The sequence below is a fragment of the bacterium genome, assembly GCA_018812485.1.
Classification (GTDB): Bacteria; JAHJDO01; JAHJDO01; order JAHJDO01; family JAHJDO01; genus JAHJDO01.
Genome location: JAHJDO010000127.1, coordinates 44,576 through 59,131 on the forward strand (window position 1 = coordinate 44,576; position 14,556 = coordinate 59,131).

Sequence of the window (14,556 nt, forward strand, 5' to 3'; positions counted from 1 at the left end):
AGAGGAGACAAAACATGGCTAAACCACAAGTGGGAATTGTAATTGGAAGTATATCAGATAAAGAGTGTATAACGGAGACATGTAAGATATTGGATTTTTTTGATATTAAATATGAATTAACAATATGTTCTGCGCATCGTACTCCTGCTAAAGCGGCAGAGTACGCAAAAAATGCTGCAAAGAAGGGGCTGGAAATAATAATAGCGGGAGCAGGCGCAGCAGCGCATCTCGGTGGAGTTATAGCTTCGCATACCCTTCTTCCTGTAATTGGAGTTCCAATCCCGTCTTCTGAACTAAAAGGCGTAGATGCTCTGTATTCAACAGTGCAAATGCCGGGTGGAATTCCAGTTGCCACTATGGCTATTGGCAAGAGCGGAGCAAAGAATGCAGGTATACTGGCTGCGGAAATATTGGCTCTAAAAACTCCTTCTCTTACAAAGAAGCTTAAAGAGTATAGAAAGGAGCTTGCTGATAAAGTTGAGAAGGATAATGAAAAGCTAAGAAGTTTCTAAGAATTTTTGCAATTCATCTATATTAAGACAGTTTATAACATCTTGTTTTTCGAGCCAGCCCCGTCTGGCGACTCCAATGCCAAATTTGGCGAAATCTAGTTGTAAAATACTATGAGCATCTGTATTAATTGCGAATTTAGCGCCTTTTTCTTTTGCTTCTTGAAGATAGACATCAGCTAGATCCATGCGTTCAGGAAAGGCATTTATTTCAAGTGCAGTTTCTGTATCTCCCGCGGCTTTTAGAATTGCGGGAATATCTATTTTATACCCTTCCCTTTTCCCAAGTAAGCGGCCAGTAGGATGGGCAATAATATCAACATTTCTGTTTTCCATAGCTTTTATAATTCTGGCTGTATTTACCTTTTCATCCTGGGAGAATCCAGTATGTATTGCGCCAATTACAACATTCAGGCTTTCCAATATATCATCGCTGAAATCAAGTTCTCCATTGATATGTATCTCCAGCTCAATACCTGATAATATCTGAAAGTTCTTATATTTATTATTTAATTCATCAATCTCCTTTTGTCGTTCTATGAGCTCTCCTTCGTGTAGCCCTCCTGCAATCTTCAGACTTTTGGAATGGTCACATATCGCTATATACTTATATCCTCTTTTTATTGCAGCTTCTGCCATTTCTTCTATAGAATTTGTTCCATCACTCCAGTTTGAGTGAATATGTAAATCTCCTCGCAAGTTATCAATTTCTATTAATTTTGGGAGTGTCCCTGAAAGTCCTGCCTCAATTTCTCCGCGATCCTCTCTTATCTCAGGACAGATATAAGGCATGCCAATACTTTTAAAGACATCAATCTCCTCTCTTCCAGCGATTTTCTTATCTTCTAGAGCACGTTTAAAAACACCATATTCATTAATTTTAAGCCCCTTTTTAATACCTAATTCTCTTATTCTTATGTTGTGAGCCTTTGACCCTGTAAAATAATGAAGCGCCGCGCCAAAGGAATCTGTTTCGACAACTCGTATATCTACCTGTCTTCCACCCTCAATTCTAACACTTGAACGTGTGCTTCCTTTTGCCAGTATTTGCTTAACCTGAGGCAATGTTGTAAAAGCATCCATAACCTTCTCTGAGTTTTTAGAGGCGACCAATATATCGATATCTCCTATTGTCTCCCGCTGTCTGCGTAAGCTGCCTGCAATACTGATTTTATCTACAGCTCTTAGCTTTTTAAGCTGGTTAATTATCTCCTGTGCAATTACCTCTGCCTCATATATGGGAATTCTTTCCTTAGTCTCCCGTAAGATTTTAATTCCACGGATAATATTTTCTTCCTTTTTCTCTCCCATTCCCGAGAACTTTGCCAGTTTATGATCTTTAGCTGCTTTCTCAAGCTCTTCAACACTTGTTATACCCAGTTCCTTGTAGATAAGAGCAACTGTTTTAGGCCCAACACTTGATATATTCAACATCTCCAGTAATCCGGAAGGCACACTTTTCTTAATTGTCTCATATTCAGCAAGTTTTCCTGTTTGCACAAGCTCTGATATTTTTCCAGCAATTCCCTCTCCAATGCCCGGTATGTTTGGCAACTTGCCATTAGTATAGATATCTTTAATAGATTGAGATAGTTCTTCGATTACCTGCGCAGCTCTCCTATAAGCCCTTATCCTAAATGGATTTTCAGCCTTAATCTCCAGAATATCGGCTATAGAATGGAATATTTCGGCAATTTCTTTATTATTCATAGTTCTTTAACATGCAGACTAACGATTGCCTGTGCGCCAACAGCTTTTCCCTCTCCTATTGGTCCGAGTTGTTCATATGTTTTAGCTTTTATGCTTATTTTATCCTTTTTAGTATTTAATGCTTTTGCAATGTTCAATTTCATACTATCAATATAAGGAGCCATCTTGGGCTTTTCTGCAAATATGATGGTATCAATATTGTTAATTTCGAGATTTTCCATTCGTAGGATAGGATCCATTTCTTCAAGGAATTTAAGGCTGGAGATGCCTTCAAAAAGCGGGTCATCATCTGGAAAATGTTGTCCAATATCACCTCTATTTATTGCGCCAAGAATCCCATCACATATAGCATGAACCAGAACATCTCCGTCAGAGTGGCCTTTTAGTCCAAATATAAAAGGAATCTTCACTCCACCTATAATAAGATCACGGTTTATAACTAATCTGTGTATATCATAACCTATTCCAATCAGCATTTGTAATTCCCTCCAAGTAATTTAAATTGTTTTTGGTCTGTAATTTTTATATTCTCCTCAGAGCCCTGAACTATCCTAACAGAATGATTTAGTTGTTCCACTAATGAAGCATCGTCCGTTCCTGAAAACTTGTTTTTATTAGCTTTTTGGTATGCAGTTTTTATAAGGCTGTATCTAAATACCTGAGGAGTTTGAACTCTCCATAAGTTATTTCTATCAACAGTTCTTTCAATACAATTATCTTTAACCAGTTTTATTGTGTCAAACAAAGGAAGCCCTATTACAGCAGCACCATACTTATAAGCAGCTTTTATTGATTTATTAATAAGTTCTTGTGTAATAAATGGTCTTACTGCGTCATGGATTAGTATAATATCAGGCGTGTTTCTAATACTCATAAGTCCCTTGTAAACTGATTCCTGTCTTGTTTTGCCTCCACAGACAATTCTTGAAACTTTTTTGATATTGTATTTTTGAATCAGCAAACGCGACTTTTCTATGTATTTTTTATCTGAAATCAGGATGATTTCATTTATGCATTTCGCTTTATCAAGTATGTTCAGTGTGTGAATGAGGACAGGTTTGGTATCTAAGGCAAGATATTGTTTTGGAAGGGCAGTTTTCATCCTTGCCCCAGACCCAGCATTAGGGATCAGTGCACATACTCTCATTATTTTGCCCGCGCAATATCCTTAATCTTCATTAGTCTGACAATGTTTGCAAGCTCAAGTTCGCTGAGCTTCATTGTAATGTAGGTTATTGTTTCTTCCAGATTTGGTATTAAGATATATTCCAGTGCATTGACTCTTCTTCTGGTTTTTTTTATCTCATCTGCTACCAGATGTATGAGCTTTTCTGTTTCTGCCAGCTTCAGCATTTCAGGAAGAAGCGCGCTCAGCATGCTTAATGCAATGTCCACGTCTGGGGATGTATCCTTAAATCCATAGGAAAAAGGATTCCCTGGTTTGCTTATTTCAATGTGTGGTGCTTTTATATTGAGAACTGTTAGTTTTGATGAAAGAAATTCAGGTATCTCCTGAGGGTATTTTATTGCAGAGTATAATGATTCTTTATTTGTCCGGGAACATACCCCCAAATACAGATTAAAGATTTTTTTTAGTTCCTCGTCAACTTTTTTACGAAGCTCTTTGTTCTGCTCTAAAAATATCATGAACCTGCGCATGAGTTCATCCTGTTTATCTTTAAGCAGTTTGTGCCCACGCCTTGCAAGTGCAAGTCTTCGCCTAAGATTTAACACCTCCATTCGCGTTGGATTTACCTGAATTCTCATGTTATCCCTTCCAGTTCCAATAGTTTCTTCTTCCATTCCAATCCCATAGTGAATCCACCAAGACTGCCATCTGATTTTATGACCCTATGGCATGGAATTAATATTGGAGTTTTGTTCTTAGCAAGAGCATTGCCTACTGCCCTGGCAGCTTTTGGTTTTCCAATTGCTTTTGCAATGTCAGAATAATTTTTTGTTTTTCCATATGAAATTTTCCGGGTTTCTTTCAATACGGATATCTCAAAATCCGTGTAGCCTGTAAAATCAATTTTGTAATTATCCAATACAACTTTATTTATCGGCATGGGTTCAATTTTTTTTTGTTGTGCTTTCCACAATCATACAAACCCTATTCTTCCTTTAGATTTTTCTGGTGGTGGTTCTAATAACTGTCTTATAGCTTCAAAAACAATATTGAACTGCTTATCGTATTTGCTTTCCATATCTTCTATTTTTCGTTGCAAATCTTTGTGAGTTGCAAGTATTTCTCTGAGTTTCGTAAATGTTCTCATAATCTGAATATTTACTTGAATGGCTCTCTTGCTGTTAAGAACAGAGGATAGCATAGCAACGCCTTGTTCTGTAAAAGCGTAAGGAAGTTGAGGCGAAAACTTAAGTGTTTTAAGGCGGTCGCAATTTGCGACCACCTCTGCCTTCTCTCTTTTTGTAAGTTGAAACATAAAGTCTTCTGGAAAGCGTTCTGTGTTTCTTTTTACCTGCTCATTAAGCCTTTTAGTAGGCACTTCATAAAGCAAAGCCAAATCCCTATCAAGCATCACTTTCTTGTTTCTAATTAAAAATATTTTATTTTCTATTGTTTTTTGTAACGCTAAACTCATCATGAGATTAACTCTACTTCTATATCTAACACATTGGAGGTCTTAATTTGTGACTTCAAATCTTTCCTATCATTCTGATGTAGGAATTGTAGTTTCGCTTCATCTCTTTAATGCTGTCTCCGCCAAATTTTTCACACATAGCGTTCGCAATTTCAAAAGCTACGACTGCTTCTCCTACAACGCTTGCTGCATGAACTGCGCAAACATCAGAACGTTCTACTTTTGCTTTAACAGTTTTTTTTGTAATTATATCTACTGAGTTAAGAGCCTTTTTAATAGTGGGAATTGGTTTCATTGCTCCGCGAATAACTATATCCTCTCCATTTGAAATACCTCCTTCAATTCCACCGGCATTATTAGTCTTTCGTTCAAAATTGCAGTCATATATTATTTCATCATGAACCTTTGAACCTGGTTTTCTTGATGCAGCGAATCCAAGACCTATTTCAACACCCTTTATTCCTTGAATGCTCATCAAACATTGAGCCAGTCTTCCATCCAGCTTTCTGTCCCAATGCACATGAGATCCCAATCCTACAGGAACATCCTTTACTGTTATTTCAAATATGCCTCCCAGACTATCGCCATTTTTTCGTGCTTGGTCTATTTTCTCTCTCATTAGTTTCTCATTTTTTTTCACACCACCAATTTCACATACACAACTTATAATCTCTATACCAAATTTATTAAGCAGCGTTTTAGCAATTGTGCCAACTACAACTCTAGCTGCCGTTTCGCGAGCACTTGAGCGTTCAAGGATATTCCTTATGTCCAGTTGATTATATTTCATAATTCCAGCAAGATCAGCATGTCCTGGCCTGGGATTTGTTATAGGAGGTTCATTTTTCCAGTTCTGCCAATCCTTATTCTCTATGGTCATTGTAATCGGCGAACCGAGTGTTAATCCCATGCGTAGTCCAGAGGTTATTTGAACAGTATCATGTTCAATCTGCATCCTTTCACCTCTGCCATATCCGGATTGTCTTCTTGCAAGTTCTCTATTTATCTCTGCCCTATTTATCCTCAATCCAGCTGGCATGCCTTCAATGATAGCTGTAAGACCTGGCCCGTGTGATTCACCTGCTGTAAGATAACGCAACATATACACCTCCTAAACTTCTATTTTTTCTCTGCTTCCTGGTTTTACTAAAGGAATTTTCCCCTGTTTGCATATTAAACAATTGTCAGAGTTATAATTTTCAAGATTTAACTTGGCAAGGCTCTTAAATTCTGTGGGAAAGTTAATTTTTTTCTCACTTCTGTCAATTATTGCACCAATGCCAACAATACAGCCTTTGAAACTCTCCACAGTTGCAATAACTTCCATAGTCGAGCGGCCTGTAGTGATGATATCTTCAATAATAAGTACGCGTTCTTTTTTTTTAATTCCAAAACCTCTCCGAAGAATCATCTTTACCTCTTTTCTTTCACAGAATATAGCTCTAATACCTAGGGCTCTCGCAACTTCCTGCGCAATAAGAATTCCTCCAATTGCAGGAGATACAACTACATCGCATTGTATATGTTGAAAAAGCTCTGCAATAGCTTTTCCAAGTTTAGTTCCACACTCTGGATACTGGAGAATCTTAGCGCATTGAATATATTGACTGCTATGAAGACCTGAGGAGAGCAGAAAATGGCCTTCAAGAAGAGCGTTGCATTTTCTAAAAAGACCTAAAACTTCATCTTCTTTCATCATTATATTTAATCTTTCCATGTAAGTATAATATGTTCTCTAAAGACTGCTCTACTCTCCTGATTATATCTCGTTGATCTTTTAACTTTCTCTGCCCAATTAATATTGAGCTTACAGATCTTGCCCCCTTACCTTCCAATATCTTCTTAACAATTTTCACAGCTCTGCTCTTTCCTGTGCCGCTTCCATATGTATAAAACACTACGGTCTTTTTCCCCTCAAGTCCATAGCATTTTTCCAAATAGGTATTCAACGCTGGTGCTGGACTGAAAGCCCAGACAGGTGAGCCAAATAATATCAGGTCATACATGCTTAGGGCAAAATTAACATCACCAATATTCACCCTTTTCCTTTGCAGGGCTGTCATACCCTGGCCAGCAAATGTCTTTGCTCCGTCAGCTGGTTCTAATCTCACTAAATCAACGTCAAAGTTCTTGTGCTTTAATCCTTGTGAGATCACTTGGGCTAATTTGTGTGTATTTCCTGTTAATGAAAAATAGATTATACATGCTCGCATTTTCTTCTCCTCCAATTTCATTTTTAAGAATTTATTTAATCTTCTCCTAAAACGCGGATAAATTTTCTTGAATTCTACTCCTGTTAGATACATATCGTTCGCTGTTTTTTTGATTTGCTTAACCTCTGATAATGCATAAAAAGAGCGGGTTTCCTCTTTTGCTCCAAAGTCTTGTGGAAATTCCAGCTCAAGTTCCAATTCACTCTTTATAGGATAGAGAATATCTGTTTTAAAACATAGTCCGGTTTCACTAATATCTATAACATTACTATCACAAAGATCCATTTTATATTCATGCTTGGCGCAGATTTTTAAAACTACATCAACTCTTGCGTGTTTTCGTTTCAATCTTTCTCTGGACTCTAAATTGGTCATATATCTACCAAAATCCGAAATCATAAATCCGAATACTCGAAACAAATTCAAAATCCAAGTTTTCAGAATTCTAAACATTGTCTCCATCTATTCCTTGCTCATTAATTTCTTTTATGAGCATTTTCATTGCATGCTTAGGGCTGGAAGCTTTAGTAACAGATCTTCCAATTACTATTAAATCAGCGCCTCTATTTATAGCTTGAGCAGGAGAAGCTATTCTCTTTTGATCGTCTTTATCTGAGTCTCGAAATCTTATGCCTGGTGTAACGATCAGAAAGTCTTCTCCGCATGTTTGTCTAATATATTTTATTTCTTCTGAAGACGCAACAACACCATCTAAACCTGCCATCTTCGTCATTTTTGCGAGGTGTGAAACATGTTCTTTTATAGAAGCACTTATATGTAGATCATTTTTTAGAATTCCCTCATCTATGCTGGTGAGAACTGTAACACCTAAAAGAATGGTTTGGGAGCGCGCTGCTTCATATGCAGAACGCATCATCTCTATTCCACCAGATGCATGCACTGTCAGCATAAAAACACCCTTTTTAACTGCATTACCAATTGCTGATGAGACTGTGTTAGGTATATCATGAAACTTTAAGTCTAAAAATACTTTACAGCCCCTCTCATGAATGAAATCTATAATACCAGGTCCCTGACTTGTGAATAACTGGCTTCCTACTTTGAAAACAGATACATAACCCTTAAGCTCTTGTATGAGTATTTCTGCTTGTTTCAGGTTATCTACATCCAGTGCTACAATTACGGGAGATTTTAAGGAGTTTAGTTCTTTTTTAGCTGTCATATGGCCTTAAATTTTATCACAACAATTCTTACTGTACAACTTCAAATCTCTGGAGAATATATTTTTCTAGTTTCAACGCCCCCAATCCACAAAGTATTCCAACAACTGCACCTGCTAAAACATCAAATGGATAATGTACTCCAACGTAGATCCTTGATGTACCTACGACTAGCGCAACAGAGAAGAAATAAAATCTAAAACTCCTGTATTTGTTTGACAATATGGTTGCCAACGCAAATATGTTGGTAGCATGGGATGAGGGGAATGAGTATGTGGTTGAAGTTGAGACAAGAGTACGAACATCAAGAAGCACATTGCATGGACGCGGTCTTGCAAAAAGAAATTTCAGAGGATAGCTATTGAAGAGATCTATAAGTATAATTGATACAACAAGCACTATTCCTGTTATTCGTCCCTTTTTCCCGCCAAATATCATCAAGCATAGCCATGCAGCTAAAAGAGGAATTTCCCAATATCCTATGTCTGTTATAATTGGCATTATTATGTCAAGGAACTTGTTTTCTAAACCATGATTTATGGCATAGAACAAGGCAGTATCCATACTTGAGAAAAACCTACACATTTATATAGTTCTCATTTTAAAAGGGAAAGATGCCGTCGTAAATTCTTATAGTCCCCACCTGATTCTTCTTTTACCCCAGTATCAAACATGTTCGTTACTTCTTTATACTCTTGATCTGATAGGGTAAAGTCAAATGCTTTTATGCCTTCTTTCAGCTGATTAAGGGAACTAACTCCAACAATTGGACAGGTTACAGCAGGAGATTTACACACCCATGATATGGCTAGTTGAGCAGGTATTATATCATGATCTTTGGCAAATTGAAAGAATCTCAAAATTCCATCCTTATATCTTTTAAGCCATGCTGAAATCCGCCAATCACCATATCCTCGTGAATCATCAGGGATAGGCTCTTCAGGCTTATATTTCCCTGTTAATAGTCCAATTGCCAGAGGTCTGTAAGTAGTTAGTGCTACGTTTTCCGCTATTGCCTGCGGGAGCACTTCAACCTCAATTCCTCTCTCAATCAGATTATAGCAAACCTGATGATTGATGAATGTTTTCCATCCTCTCAGTTTAGCAATGCAGTTAGAGTATGCAAAAAGCCATGCTGGATAATTAGAACAGCCTATAAAGCGCGTTTTTCCGCTTTTGGTAACCTCATTAAGCGCCTCCATGATTTCATCAGGATTCATTCCTTCCTTTGGCCAGTGAATCAGATACAGGTCAACATAATCTGTTTGAAGCCTCTTGAGACTCTCATCTATGCTTGCAAGAATGCTTTTACTATCTATGCCTTTGTGAACTTTTGTGGTTAGAAAGAATTTCTTTCTCCTGTTTTTCATTATATGTCCAAGTATTTTTTCTGTCTCTCCTTCACCATACATAGCAGCAGTATCAATAAAATTAACTCCATTATCCAAAGCAAATGATAATATTCTGTCTGATTCTTTTTCATCGCACCTTCTACCAAACATCATTGTCCCAAGACACATCTCGGAAACTTGTTCCTCTGTGCTTCCAAGCTTAACCAGTTTCATGTACACATCTCCTTATTACCCAGCCTACTTTAGTCTATGAAGTTTAGCTTCTGGTTTGTGATTTGTCAAACTAACAGAAAAATCTAGTTTTTGACGCATATTTATTTTGTATGTTATCATACCAAATAGAGTGATAACATAAAGAAGGTGTTATGAAGGCAGTTGCTTTGATGTCTGGTGGGCTTGACAGCGCTTTAGCAGCAAAAATAATAATGAAGCAGGGTATTGAGGTGTATGGATTTACTGTTGCGCATATTTTTTCAGAGTCAACAAAAACCGCGACATTTTCTTATGCAGAAAAAAGTGCTGACGAACTGGGAATAACATTGCATTCTCATAAGGCATCTCAGGATTTTCTGGATATAGTTAAATATCCTAAATATGGTTATGGCAAGAATATGAATCCATGTTTAGACTGTAGAATCTATATGCTAATAAAAGCTGGCCAATATATGAAAAAGATAGGAGCGTCTTTCCTGATTACAGGGGAGGTTCTTGGAGAAAGGCCAATGTCCCAGCACAGGGATGCGATGAATATTATAGACAGGGATTCATGTTTAAAGAACTTGATACTTCGTCCTTTATCTGCAAAGCTGCTTTCTCCTACTGTTCCTGAAATAAAAGGATGGATAAGTAGGGATAAATTGTTTGATATTCAGGGTCGATCAAGGAAACCTCAATTTATGCTGGCAAACCAGTATGGAATTCGGGAATTTTCAGCCCCGGCTGGTGGATGTTTGCTTACAGAGCCTAATTTCGCAAAGCGTATGAAAGATCTAATAAAATTCAAACTGGATTTTACATTAAAAGATATTGAATTATTAAAAATCGGCCGTCATTTCAGACTTCCATCAGGCACAAAAGTAATAATCGGAAGAAACGAGCAGGAAAACAATAAATTGCTTAAGCTTGCTGGGGATAGGATGATGCATCTTGAACCTCAAAACGTGCCTGGGCCAGTGGTTCTGATTGAGGCTGAGACAAATGATGAAGATATCAGAACAGCGGCTTTATTATGCTCAGCGTACTGTAAAAAAAAAGGCTCATCCATGTGTATTGATATGCTAAAGAATAAACATTCTCGAATAATCAGACTTGGACAGGAAGAATATGTTCTTGACAAAGATATTGCAGATTGGAGAATATAAGATTAAATACATTCAGGAGATATTCATTGTTAACATACGATTATGAGTCCCAATCACAGCATATCTTTACTGTAAGCGAGCTTACTTCAAAAATAAAGAATTTGCTGGAGGAGAGTTTCCCAAGTGTGTGGGTAGAAGGAGAAATATCAAATTGCAGGATGCCTTCTTCAGGCCACATCTATTTTACGTTAAAGGACGAGCAGTCCCAGCTTAATGCTGTGTTTTTCAGAGGAGCTAACCAGAAAACAAAATTCAAAATAGAGGATGGCTTAAAGGTGCTGGCTCTTGGGAATGTAAGCGTGTATCAGCGCAGGGGAGACTACCAGCTCATTGTAGAGATTCTTCAACCTCGAGGAATTGGAGAGCTTCAACTCGCTTTTCTGCAACTTAAAGAAAAGCTGCAAAAAGAGGGGCTTTTTGCTCCTGAACATAAAAAACCAATTCCTCTGTTCCCAAGAAGGATTGGGATTGTAACTTCTCCAACAGGCGCTGCAATCAGAGACATTATTAATGTTATTAACAGACGTTTCCACCAAATAGAGATTCTCATTAACCCTGTCAAAGTTCAGGGAGAGGGTGCTGGGGAAGAAATAGCTAAAGCAATAGATGAGTTCAATGAGATGAGGGACATGGATGTTCTGATTGTTGGAAGGGGCGGCGGGTCCATGGAGGATCTGTGGGCATTTAATGAGGAGATTGTTGCAAGAGCAATATATAATTCAAAGATTCCTGTTATTTCCGCAGTTGGTCATGAGATAGATTTTGTAATAAGTGACTTTGTTGCAGATCTGCGCGCACCAACTCCGTCTGCAGCAGCTGAACTTGTTGTTGGAGAAATGGAGCAAATCACTCAAAAAATCAGAGATTTTCAAACAAGGATTACTGCAGCACTTACAAATAACTTAAGTTTAAAGAAGGAGAAATTTTTCAGTTTATTGTCTTCCTATGCCTTAAGACATCCAGAGGAAAGGTTGTTCCAATATAAACAGGAGATTGACGATTTTTCCGAAAGGATGGATAGAACATGTTCCCATATATTGGAGCTTGCTATACAGAGAACGGGCAATCTTTCAGGAAAGCTGAATATGCTTAGCCCGCTTGCAACCCTCTCCAGAGGATACAGCTACACTTTAAAACTACCTCAGAGAACATTAATTACTGACACTCGTCGGGTAAAACCTCATGATAAGGTAGAAGTCAAGCTTGCAAAAGGGACAATGATTTGCGAAGTAGAGAAAACAAAAAACTAGGGATAAAGGATGTGATAATATTTAACCAGGTCCTTTACACTTAATTGCCCGCAAGCAACAGGCTGGTCAATGAATCCATATGTAAGACAGGATCCAAATAGAAACCCAGCTAGTCTGGACATTGCGCCTAAATGGCCCATTGACATAACTGATATCTTTGTTTTCTTCCAGTTGGAGCAAAAATTCAGTAATCTTCTTGCTTCTTCCACATTGTTTGCCATTGCTGCAATTTTTAGAATATCACATCCCAACGCACATGCTTTTTCTGCCTGATTTTTCAAGTAAGGCAATGTAGGTGTCTTCTTAAAATTGTGGTAAGAAAGAATTAACTTTTTATTCCGTGTTTTGGCAAGTTTTATCACCTTAGAATTTATGCGATCTGAACTAATTTCAATATCTACTAAATCTGTTTCTGAAATAGCTTCCCTGAAAATATCAAGACGTCTGCCATCAGCTATTTTCGCCATACCTCCCTCCTTTGAGGAACGTATAGTAAGAATAACAGGTAATTTAATTTCTTTTTTTAATTGTCTTATAACAGAGCTTACTTTTTCTCCAGTATGATAACAGCGCTCCAGCATATCAACACGAAGCTCCAGGATGTCTGCGCTAAGTTTTTCGGCTGATTGAGCAGTTTCTACAGAAGCCTTATTAAGCACTGCTACAACATAGGGTCTAGTCCCTAAATTTTCTAGTAATCCCTTATTCCTCATCGCTAATTATATACCCTCATTACTCCACAGTAAGTATATTTGAATAATTTAAGTTAAGTCAAGTATATTTATTGCTTGACAAGAAATAAACAATGTTTTATACTTGTATTAGATTTGTAATATAATAATGCAAATACAAACCAGAAAGCGGGAAAATGGTATGACATCAGAAATTAGAGGATTATTAAAAAGCAAGGAACTAGAAGAGCGAATTGCTGAGCTTATATTAAAGGAAAAATTGCAGTCTGGAGAGCCTATTTTATCAGAAAACAAACTTGCTGAAAGATACAAAGTCAGCCGTATTACAGTAAGAAGGGCTATTTCAGAACTGGTTAGTAAAAATGTGCTTTTTACAGAAAAAGGCAAAGGAACTTTTGTTACAAATCGTCATAATTTAAAAAAAAAGAATACGGAACCTCTTTTAACCAGGACAATAGGTTTAATTGTACCTACAATAAATAACTCTTATTCTTCCGATATTGCCCGTGGAGCAGAGGATGTGGCAAATGAAGAAAAGTATTATGTAATTTTTTGTAATTCAGATGGCAGATTAAAAAAAGAGGAAGAGTATGTCCGGCGACTCACGGGAAAAAAGATAGATGGATTCGTAATATTAGCAACTTCTCCAGCTAGTACATACTGGAGGGGATTAATAAGGAGTAAGGTTCCTTTTGTTATTGTCAATCTTATCGTGAATGGCATAGATGCTGACTATGTAATTACTGATGATGTGGGCGGTAGTTATAATGCAGTAAAGCATTTAATCAATCTTGGACATAAAAGAATCGGGCATATCAGGGGCACAAGAAATACTTCTACTGGTGACGGACGGATGGAAGGATATAGGAAGGCCATTTCAGACAGCGGTCTTGAGTTTGATGAGAATTTAATACAGGGTAACAATTTTAGCAAAAGCAAATATGGTTATTTGGCAATGGAGAAATTTCTTAAGATGAGCCAAAGACCAACGGCAATATTTGCCGCTAATGACATTCTGGCATCGGGAGCATATGATGCAATAATAAACGCTGGTTTAAGAGTTCCTGAGGATATTGCTTTGGTTGGATATGCAGATTTGAGAGAAAGTGCAAGAATGGATGTTCCTCTAACTACTGTACATCAGCCAGGTTATGAAATGGGAAAAGCAGCGTGTGAGCGACTTATTGAGAAGATAAAAAATAAAAAGCATGGTGATATAAAAAAGATAGTATTTAAAACTGAACTTATAATTCGGAGGAGTTGTGGAAGTAACAAAATAAAAAAAGCATGAAAATGATAAGAGAAAATTCTGAATCCGAAATACTAAACTCTAAACAAATTCAAATGATCAAAACACAAAATTCAAAACAGCCCTTTATGCCTGCAACTCATGAGATGTCCATAAAAAACAGCCATATTACTACTGGATATTAGTTGAAAAATGATATTATATACCAAGGTCAATCAAGGCGGGAAAGGAGGTGCAGGAGAGTATACAAAAAAGGTTAAAAAATTAACTTTTAATGACTAAACTGTAACCTAATATAGAGTCCTGCAAAATGGGAAATTAAAGAAAGATAGAAGAAGAGAAGTAGAATAAAAAAAGATAAAAATGCACATTGAAAGCAGAAAAAAGGATTTGGAGAGAATTTCAGAAGAAATTGGGCGGATTAAGACATAGTTCG

Annotated in this window: 17 protein-coding genes; 4 read left to right on the forward strand and 13 right to left on the reverse strand. The window is 37.2% G+C overall.

The genetic code is table 11. From position 1 onward, the window contains the following. The first annotated feature begins 14 nt into the window (after positions 1-14). Positions 15-512, forward strand: coding sequence for a 5-(carboxyamino)imidazole ribonucleotide mutase (purE, locus tag KKC91_10765; GenBank protein MBU0479032.1), 498 nt, complete (start codon positions 15-17; stop codon positions 510-512). Here the strand turns inward: purE and polX are convergent. From polX to KKC91_10825, 12 genes are read right to left on the reverse strand one after another with little or no spacing between them, the layout of a single operon-like run. Beyond that, complete coding sequence (polX, locus tag KKC91_10770; GenBank protein MBU0479033.1) at positions 498-2,219, reverse strand: DNA polymerase/3'-5' exonuclease PolX; 1,722 nt, start codon at positions 2,217-2,219, stop codon at positions 498-500. The two genes, purE and polX, sit on opposite strands and share 15 nt — an antisense overlap. Further along, entirely contained in the window at positions 2,216-2,695 is a 480-nt protein-coding gene (ispF, locus tag KKC91_10775) for a 2-C-methyl-D-erythritol 2,4-cyclodiphosphate synthase (GenBank protein ID MBU0479034.1), read from the reverse strand. The genes polX and ispF overlap by 4 nt, the downstream gene beginning before the upstream one ends. Continuing rightward, entirely contained in the window at positions 2,689-3,366 is a 678-nt protein-coding gene (gene ispD, locus KKC91_10780; GenBank protein MBU0479035.1) for a 2-C-methyl-D-erythritol 4-phosphate cytidylyltransferase, read from the reverse strand. The genes ispF and ispD overlap by 7 nt, the downstream gene beginning before the upstream one ends. Beyond that, positions 3,366-3,986 carry a V-type ATP synthase subunit D gene (locus KKC91_10785; GenBank protein ID MBU0479036.1) on the reverse strand — a complete coding sequence of 207 codons (621 nt, stop codon included), beginning with the start codon at positions 3,984-3,986 and terminating at the stop codon, positions 3,366-3,368. The genes ispD and KKC91_10785 overlap by 1 nt, the downstream gene beginning before the upstream one ends. Beyond that, the gene (locus KKC91_10790) at positions 3,983-4,288 is read right to left on the reverse strand and encodes an MGMT family protein (protein MBU0479037.1); all 306 of its coding nucleotides are present in this window, start codon (positions 4,286-4,288) and stop codon (positions 3,983-3,985) included. Before KKC91_10790 ends, KKC91_10785 begins: the two co-directional genes overlap by 4 nt. 33 nt (positions 4,289-4,321) lie before the next feature. Beyond that, positions 4,322-4,822, reverse strand: coding sequence for an ORF6N domain-containing protein (locus tag KKC91_10795; protein ID MBU0479038.1), 501 nt, complete (start codon positions 4,820-4,822; stop codon positions 4,322-4,324). A 55-nt stretch (positions 4,823-4,877) separates the two neighbouring features. Next, the gene (locus tag KKC91_10800) at positions 4,878-5,924 is read right to left on the reverse strand and encodes a chorismate synthase (protein MBU0479039.1); all 1,047 of its coding nucleotides are present in this window, start codon (positions 5,922-5,924) and stop codon (positions 4,878-4,880) included. A 9-nt stretch (positions 5,925-5,933) separates the two neighbouring features. Next, the gene (pyrE, locus tag KKC91_10805; GenBank protein ID MBU0479040.1) at positions 5,934-6,518 is read right to left on the reverse strand and encodes an orotate phosphoribosyltransferase; all 585 of its coding nucleotides are present in this window, start codon (positions 6,516-6,518) and stop codon (positions 5,934-5,936) included. Further along, complete coding sequence (locus KKC91_10810; protein MBU0479041.1) at positions 6,505-7,488, reverse strand: PilZ domain-containing protein; 984 nt, start codon at positions 7,486-7,488, stop codon at positions 6,505-6,507. Before KKC91_10810 ends, pyrE begins: the two co-directional genes overlap by 14 nt. After that, a complete protein-coding gene (gene pyrF, locus KKC91_10815; GenBank protein ID MBU0479042.1) occupies positions 7,481-8,218 on the reverse strand; it encodes an orotidine-5'-phosphate decarboxylase in 738 nt (245 codons plus the stop codon). Before pyrF ends, KKC91_10810 begins: the two co-directional genes overlap by 8 nt. Positions 8,219-8,246: 28 nt before the next feature. Continuing rightward, the gene (locus tag KKC91_10820) at positions 8,247-8,801 is read right to left on the reverse strand and encodes a phosphatase PAP2 family protein (GenBank protein MBU0479043.1); all 555 of its coding nucleotides are present in this window, start codon (positions 8,799-8,801) and stop codon (positions 8,247-8,249) included. Between the two features lie 11 nt (positions 8,802-8,812). Further along, positions 8,813-9,781, reverse strand: coding sequence for an aldo/keto reductase (locus KKC91_10825; GenBank protein MBU0479044.1), 969 nt, complete (start codon positions 9,779-9,781; stop codon positions 8,813-8,815). Positions 9,782-9,933: 152 nt separating this feature from the next. On the opposite strand from KKC91_10825, the gene KKC91_10830 reads away from it, so the two are divergent. Beyond that, complete coding sequence (locus tag KKC91_10830; GenBank protein ID MBU0479045.1) at positions 9,934-10,929, forward strand: hypothetical protein; 996 nt, start codon at positions 9,934-9,936, stop codon at positions 10,927-10,929. A gap of 26 nt (positions 10,930-10,955) precedes the next feature. Continuing rightward, a complete protein-coding gene (locus KKC91_10835; protein ID MBU0479046.1) occupies positions 10,956-12,179 on the forward strand; it encodes an exodeoxyribonuclease VII large subunit in 1,224 nt (407 codons plus the stop codon). Here KKC91_10835 and aroD read toward each other — a convergent pair. Further along, the gene (gene aroD / locus KKC91_10840; GenBank protein MBU0479047.1) at positions 12,176-12,892 is read right to left on the reverse strand and encodes a type I 3-dehydroquinate dehydratase; all 717 of its coding nucleotides are present in this window, start codon (positions 12,890-12,892) and stop codon (positions 12,176-12,178) included. The two genes, KKC91_10835 and aroD, sit on opposite strands and share 4 nt — an antisense overlap. Before the next feature lie 160 nt (positions 12,893-13,052). On the opposite strand from aroD, the gene KKC91_10845 reads away from it, so the two are divergent. Beyond that, positions 13,053-14,162, forward strand: a complete 1,110-nt coding sequence (locus KKC91_10845; protein MBU0479048.1) for a GntR family transcriptional regulator — start codon at positions 13,053-13,055, stop codon at positions 14,160-14,162. The last annotated feature ends 394 nt before the right edge of the window (positions 14,163-14,556 follow it).

Excerpts from the sequence above, each read along its gene's own strand:
- purE (MBU0479032.1), top strand. The coding sequence starts at position 15 with ATGGCTAAACCACAAGTGGGAATTGTAATTGGAAGTATATCAGATAAA.
- polX (MBU0479033.1), bottom strand. The coding sequence starts at position 2,219 with ATGAATAATAAAGAAATTGCCGAAATATTCCATTCTATAGCCGATATT.
- ispF (MBU0479034.1), bottom strand. The coding sequence starts at position 2,695 with ATGCTGATTGGAATAGGTTATGATATACACAGATTAGTTATAAACCGT.
- ispD (MBU0479035.1), bottom strand. The coding sequence starts at position 3,366 with ATGAGAGTATGTGCACTGATCCCTAATGCTGGGTCTGGGGCAAGGATG.
- KKC91_10785 (MBU0479036.1), bottom strand. The coding sequence starts at position 3,986 with ATGAGAATTCAGGTAAATCCAACGCGAATGGAGGTGTTAAATCTTAGG.
- KKC91_10790 (MBU0479037.1), bottom strand. The coding sequence starts at position 4,288 with ATGCCGATAAATAAAGTTGTATTGGATAATTACAAAATTGATTTTACA.
- KKC91_10795 (MBU0479038.1), bottom strand. The coding sequence starts at position 4,822 with ATGAGTTTAGCGTTACAAAAAACAATAGAAAATAAAATATTTTTAATT.
- KKC91_10800 (MBU0479039.1), bottom strand. The coding sequence starts at position 5,924 with ATGTTGCGTTATCTTACAGCAGGTGAATCACACGGGCCAGGTCTTACA.
- pyrE (MBU0479040.1), bottom strand. The coding sequence starts at position 6,518 with ATGAAAGAAGATGAAGTTTTAGGTCTTTTTAGAAAATGCAACGCTCTT.
- KKC91_10810 (MBU0479041.1), bottom strand. The coding sequence starts at position 7,488 with ATGTTTAGAATTCTGAAAACTTGGATTTTGAATTTGTTTCGAGTATTC.
- pyrF (MBU0479042.1), bottom strand. The coding sequence starts at position 8,218 with ATGACAGCTAAAAAAGAACTAAACTCCTTAAAATCTCCCGTAATTGTA.
- KKC91_10820 (MBU0479043.1), bottom strand. The coding sequence starts at position 8,801 with ATGTGTAGGTTTTTCTCAAGTATGGATACTGCCTTGTTCTATGCCATA.
- KKC91_10825 (MBU0479044.1), bottom strand. The coding sequence starts at position 9,781 with ATGAAACTGGTTAAGCTTGGAAGCACAGAGGAACAAGTTTCCGAGATG.
- KKC91_10830 (MBU0479045.1), top strand. The coding sequence starts at position 9,934 with ATGAAGGCAGTTGCTTTGATGTCTGGTGGGCTTGACAGCGCTTTAGCA.
- aroD (MBU0479047.1), bottom strand. The coding sequence starts at position 12,892 with ATGAGGAATAAGGGATTACTAGAAAATTTAGGGACTAGACCCTATGTT.
- KKC91_10845 (MBU0479048.1), top strand. The coding sequence starts at position 13,053 with ATGACATCAGAAATTAGAGGATTATTAAAAAGCAAGGAACTAGAAGAG.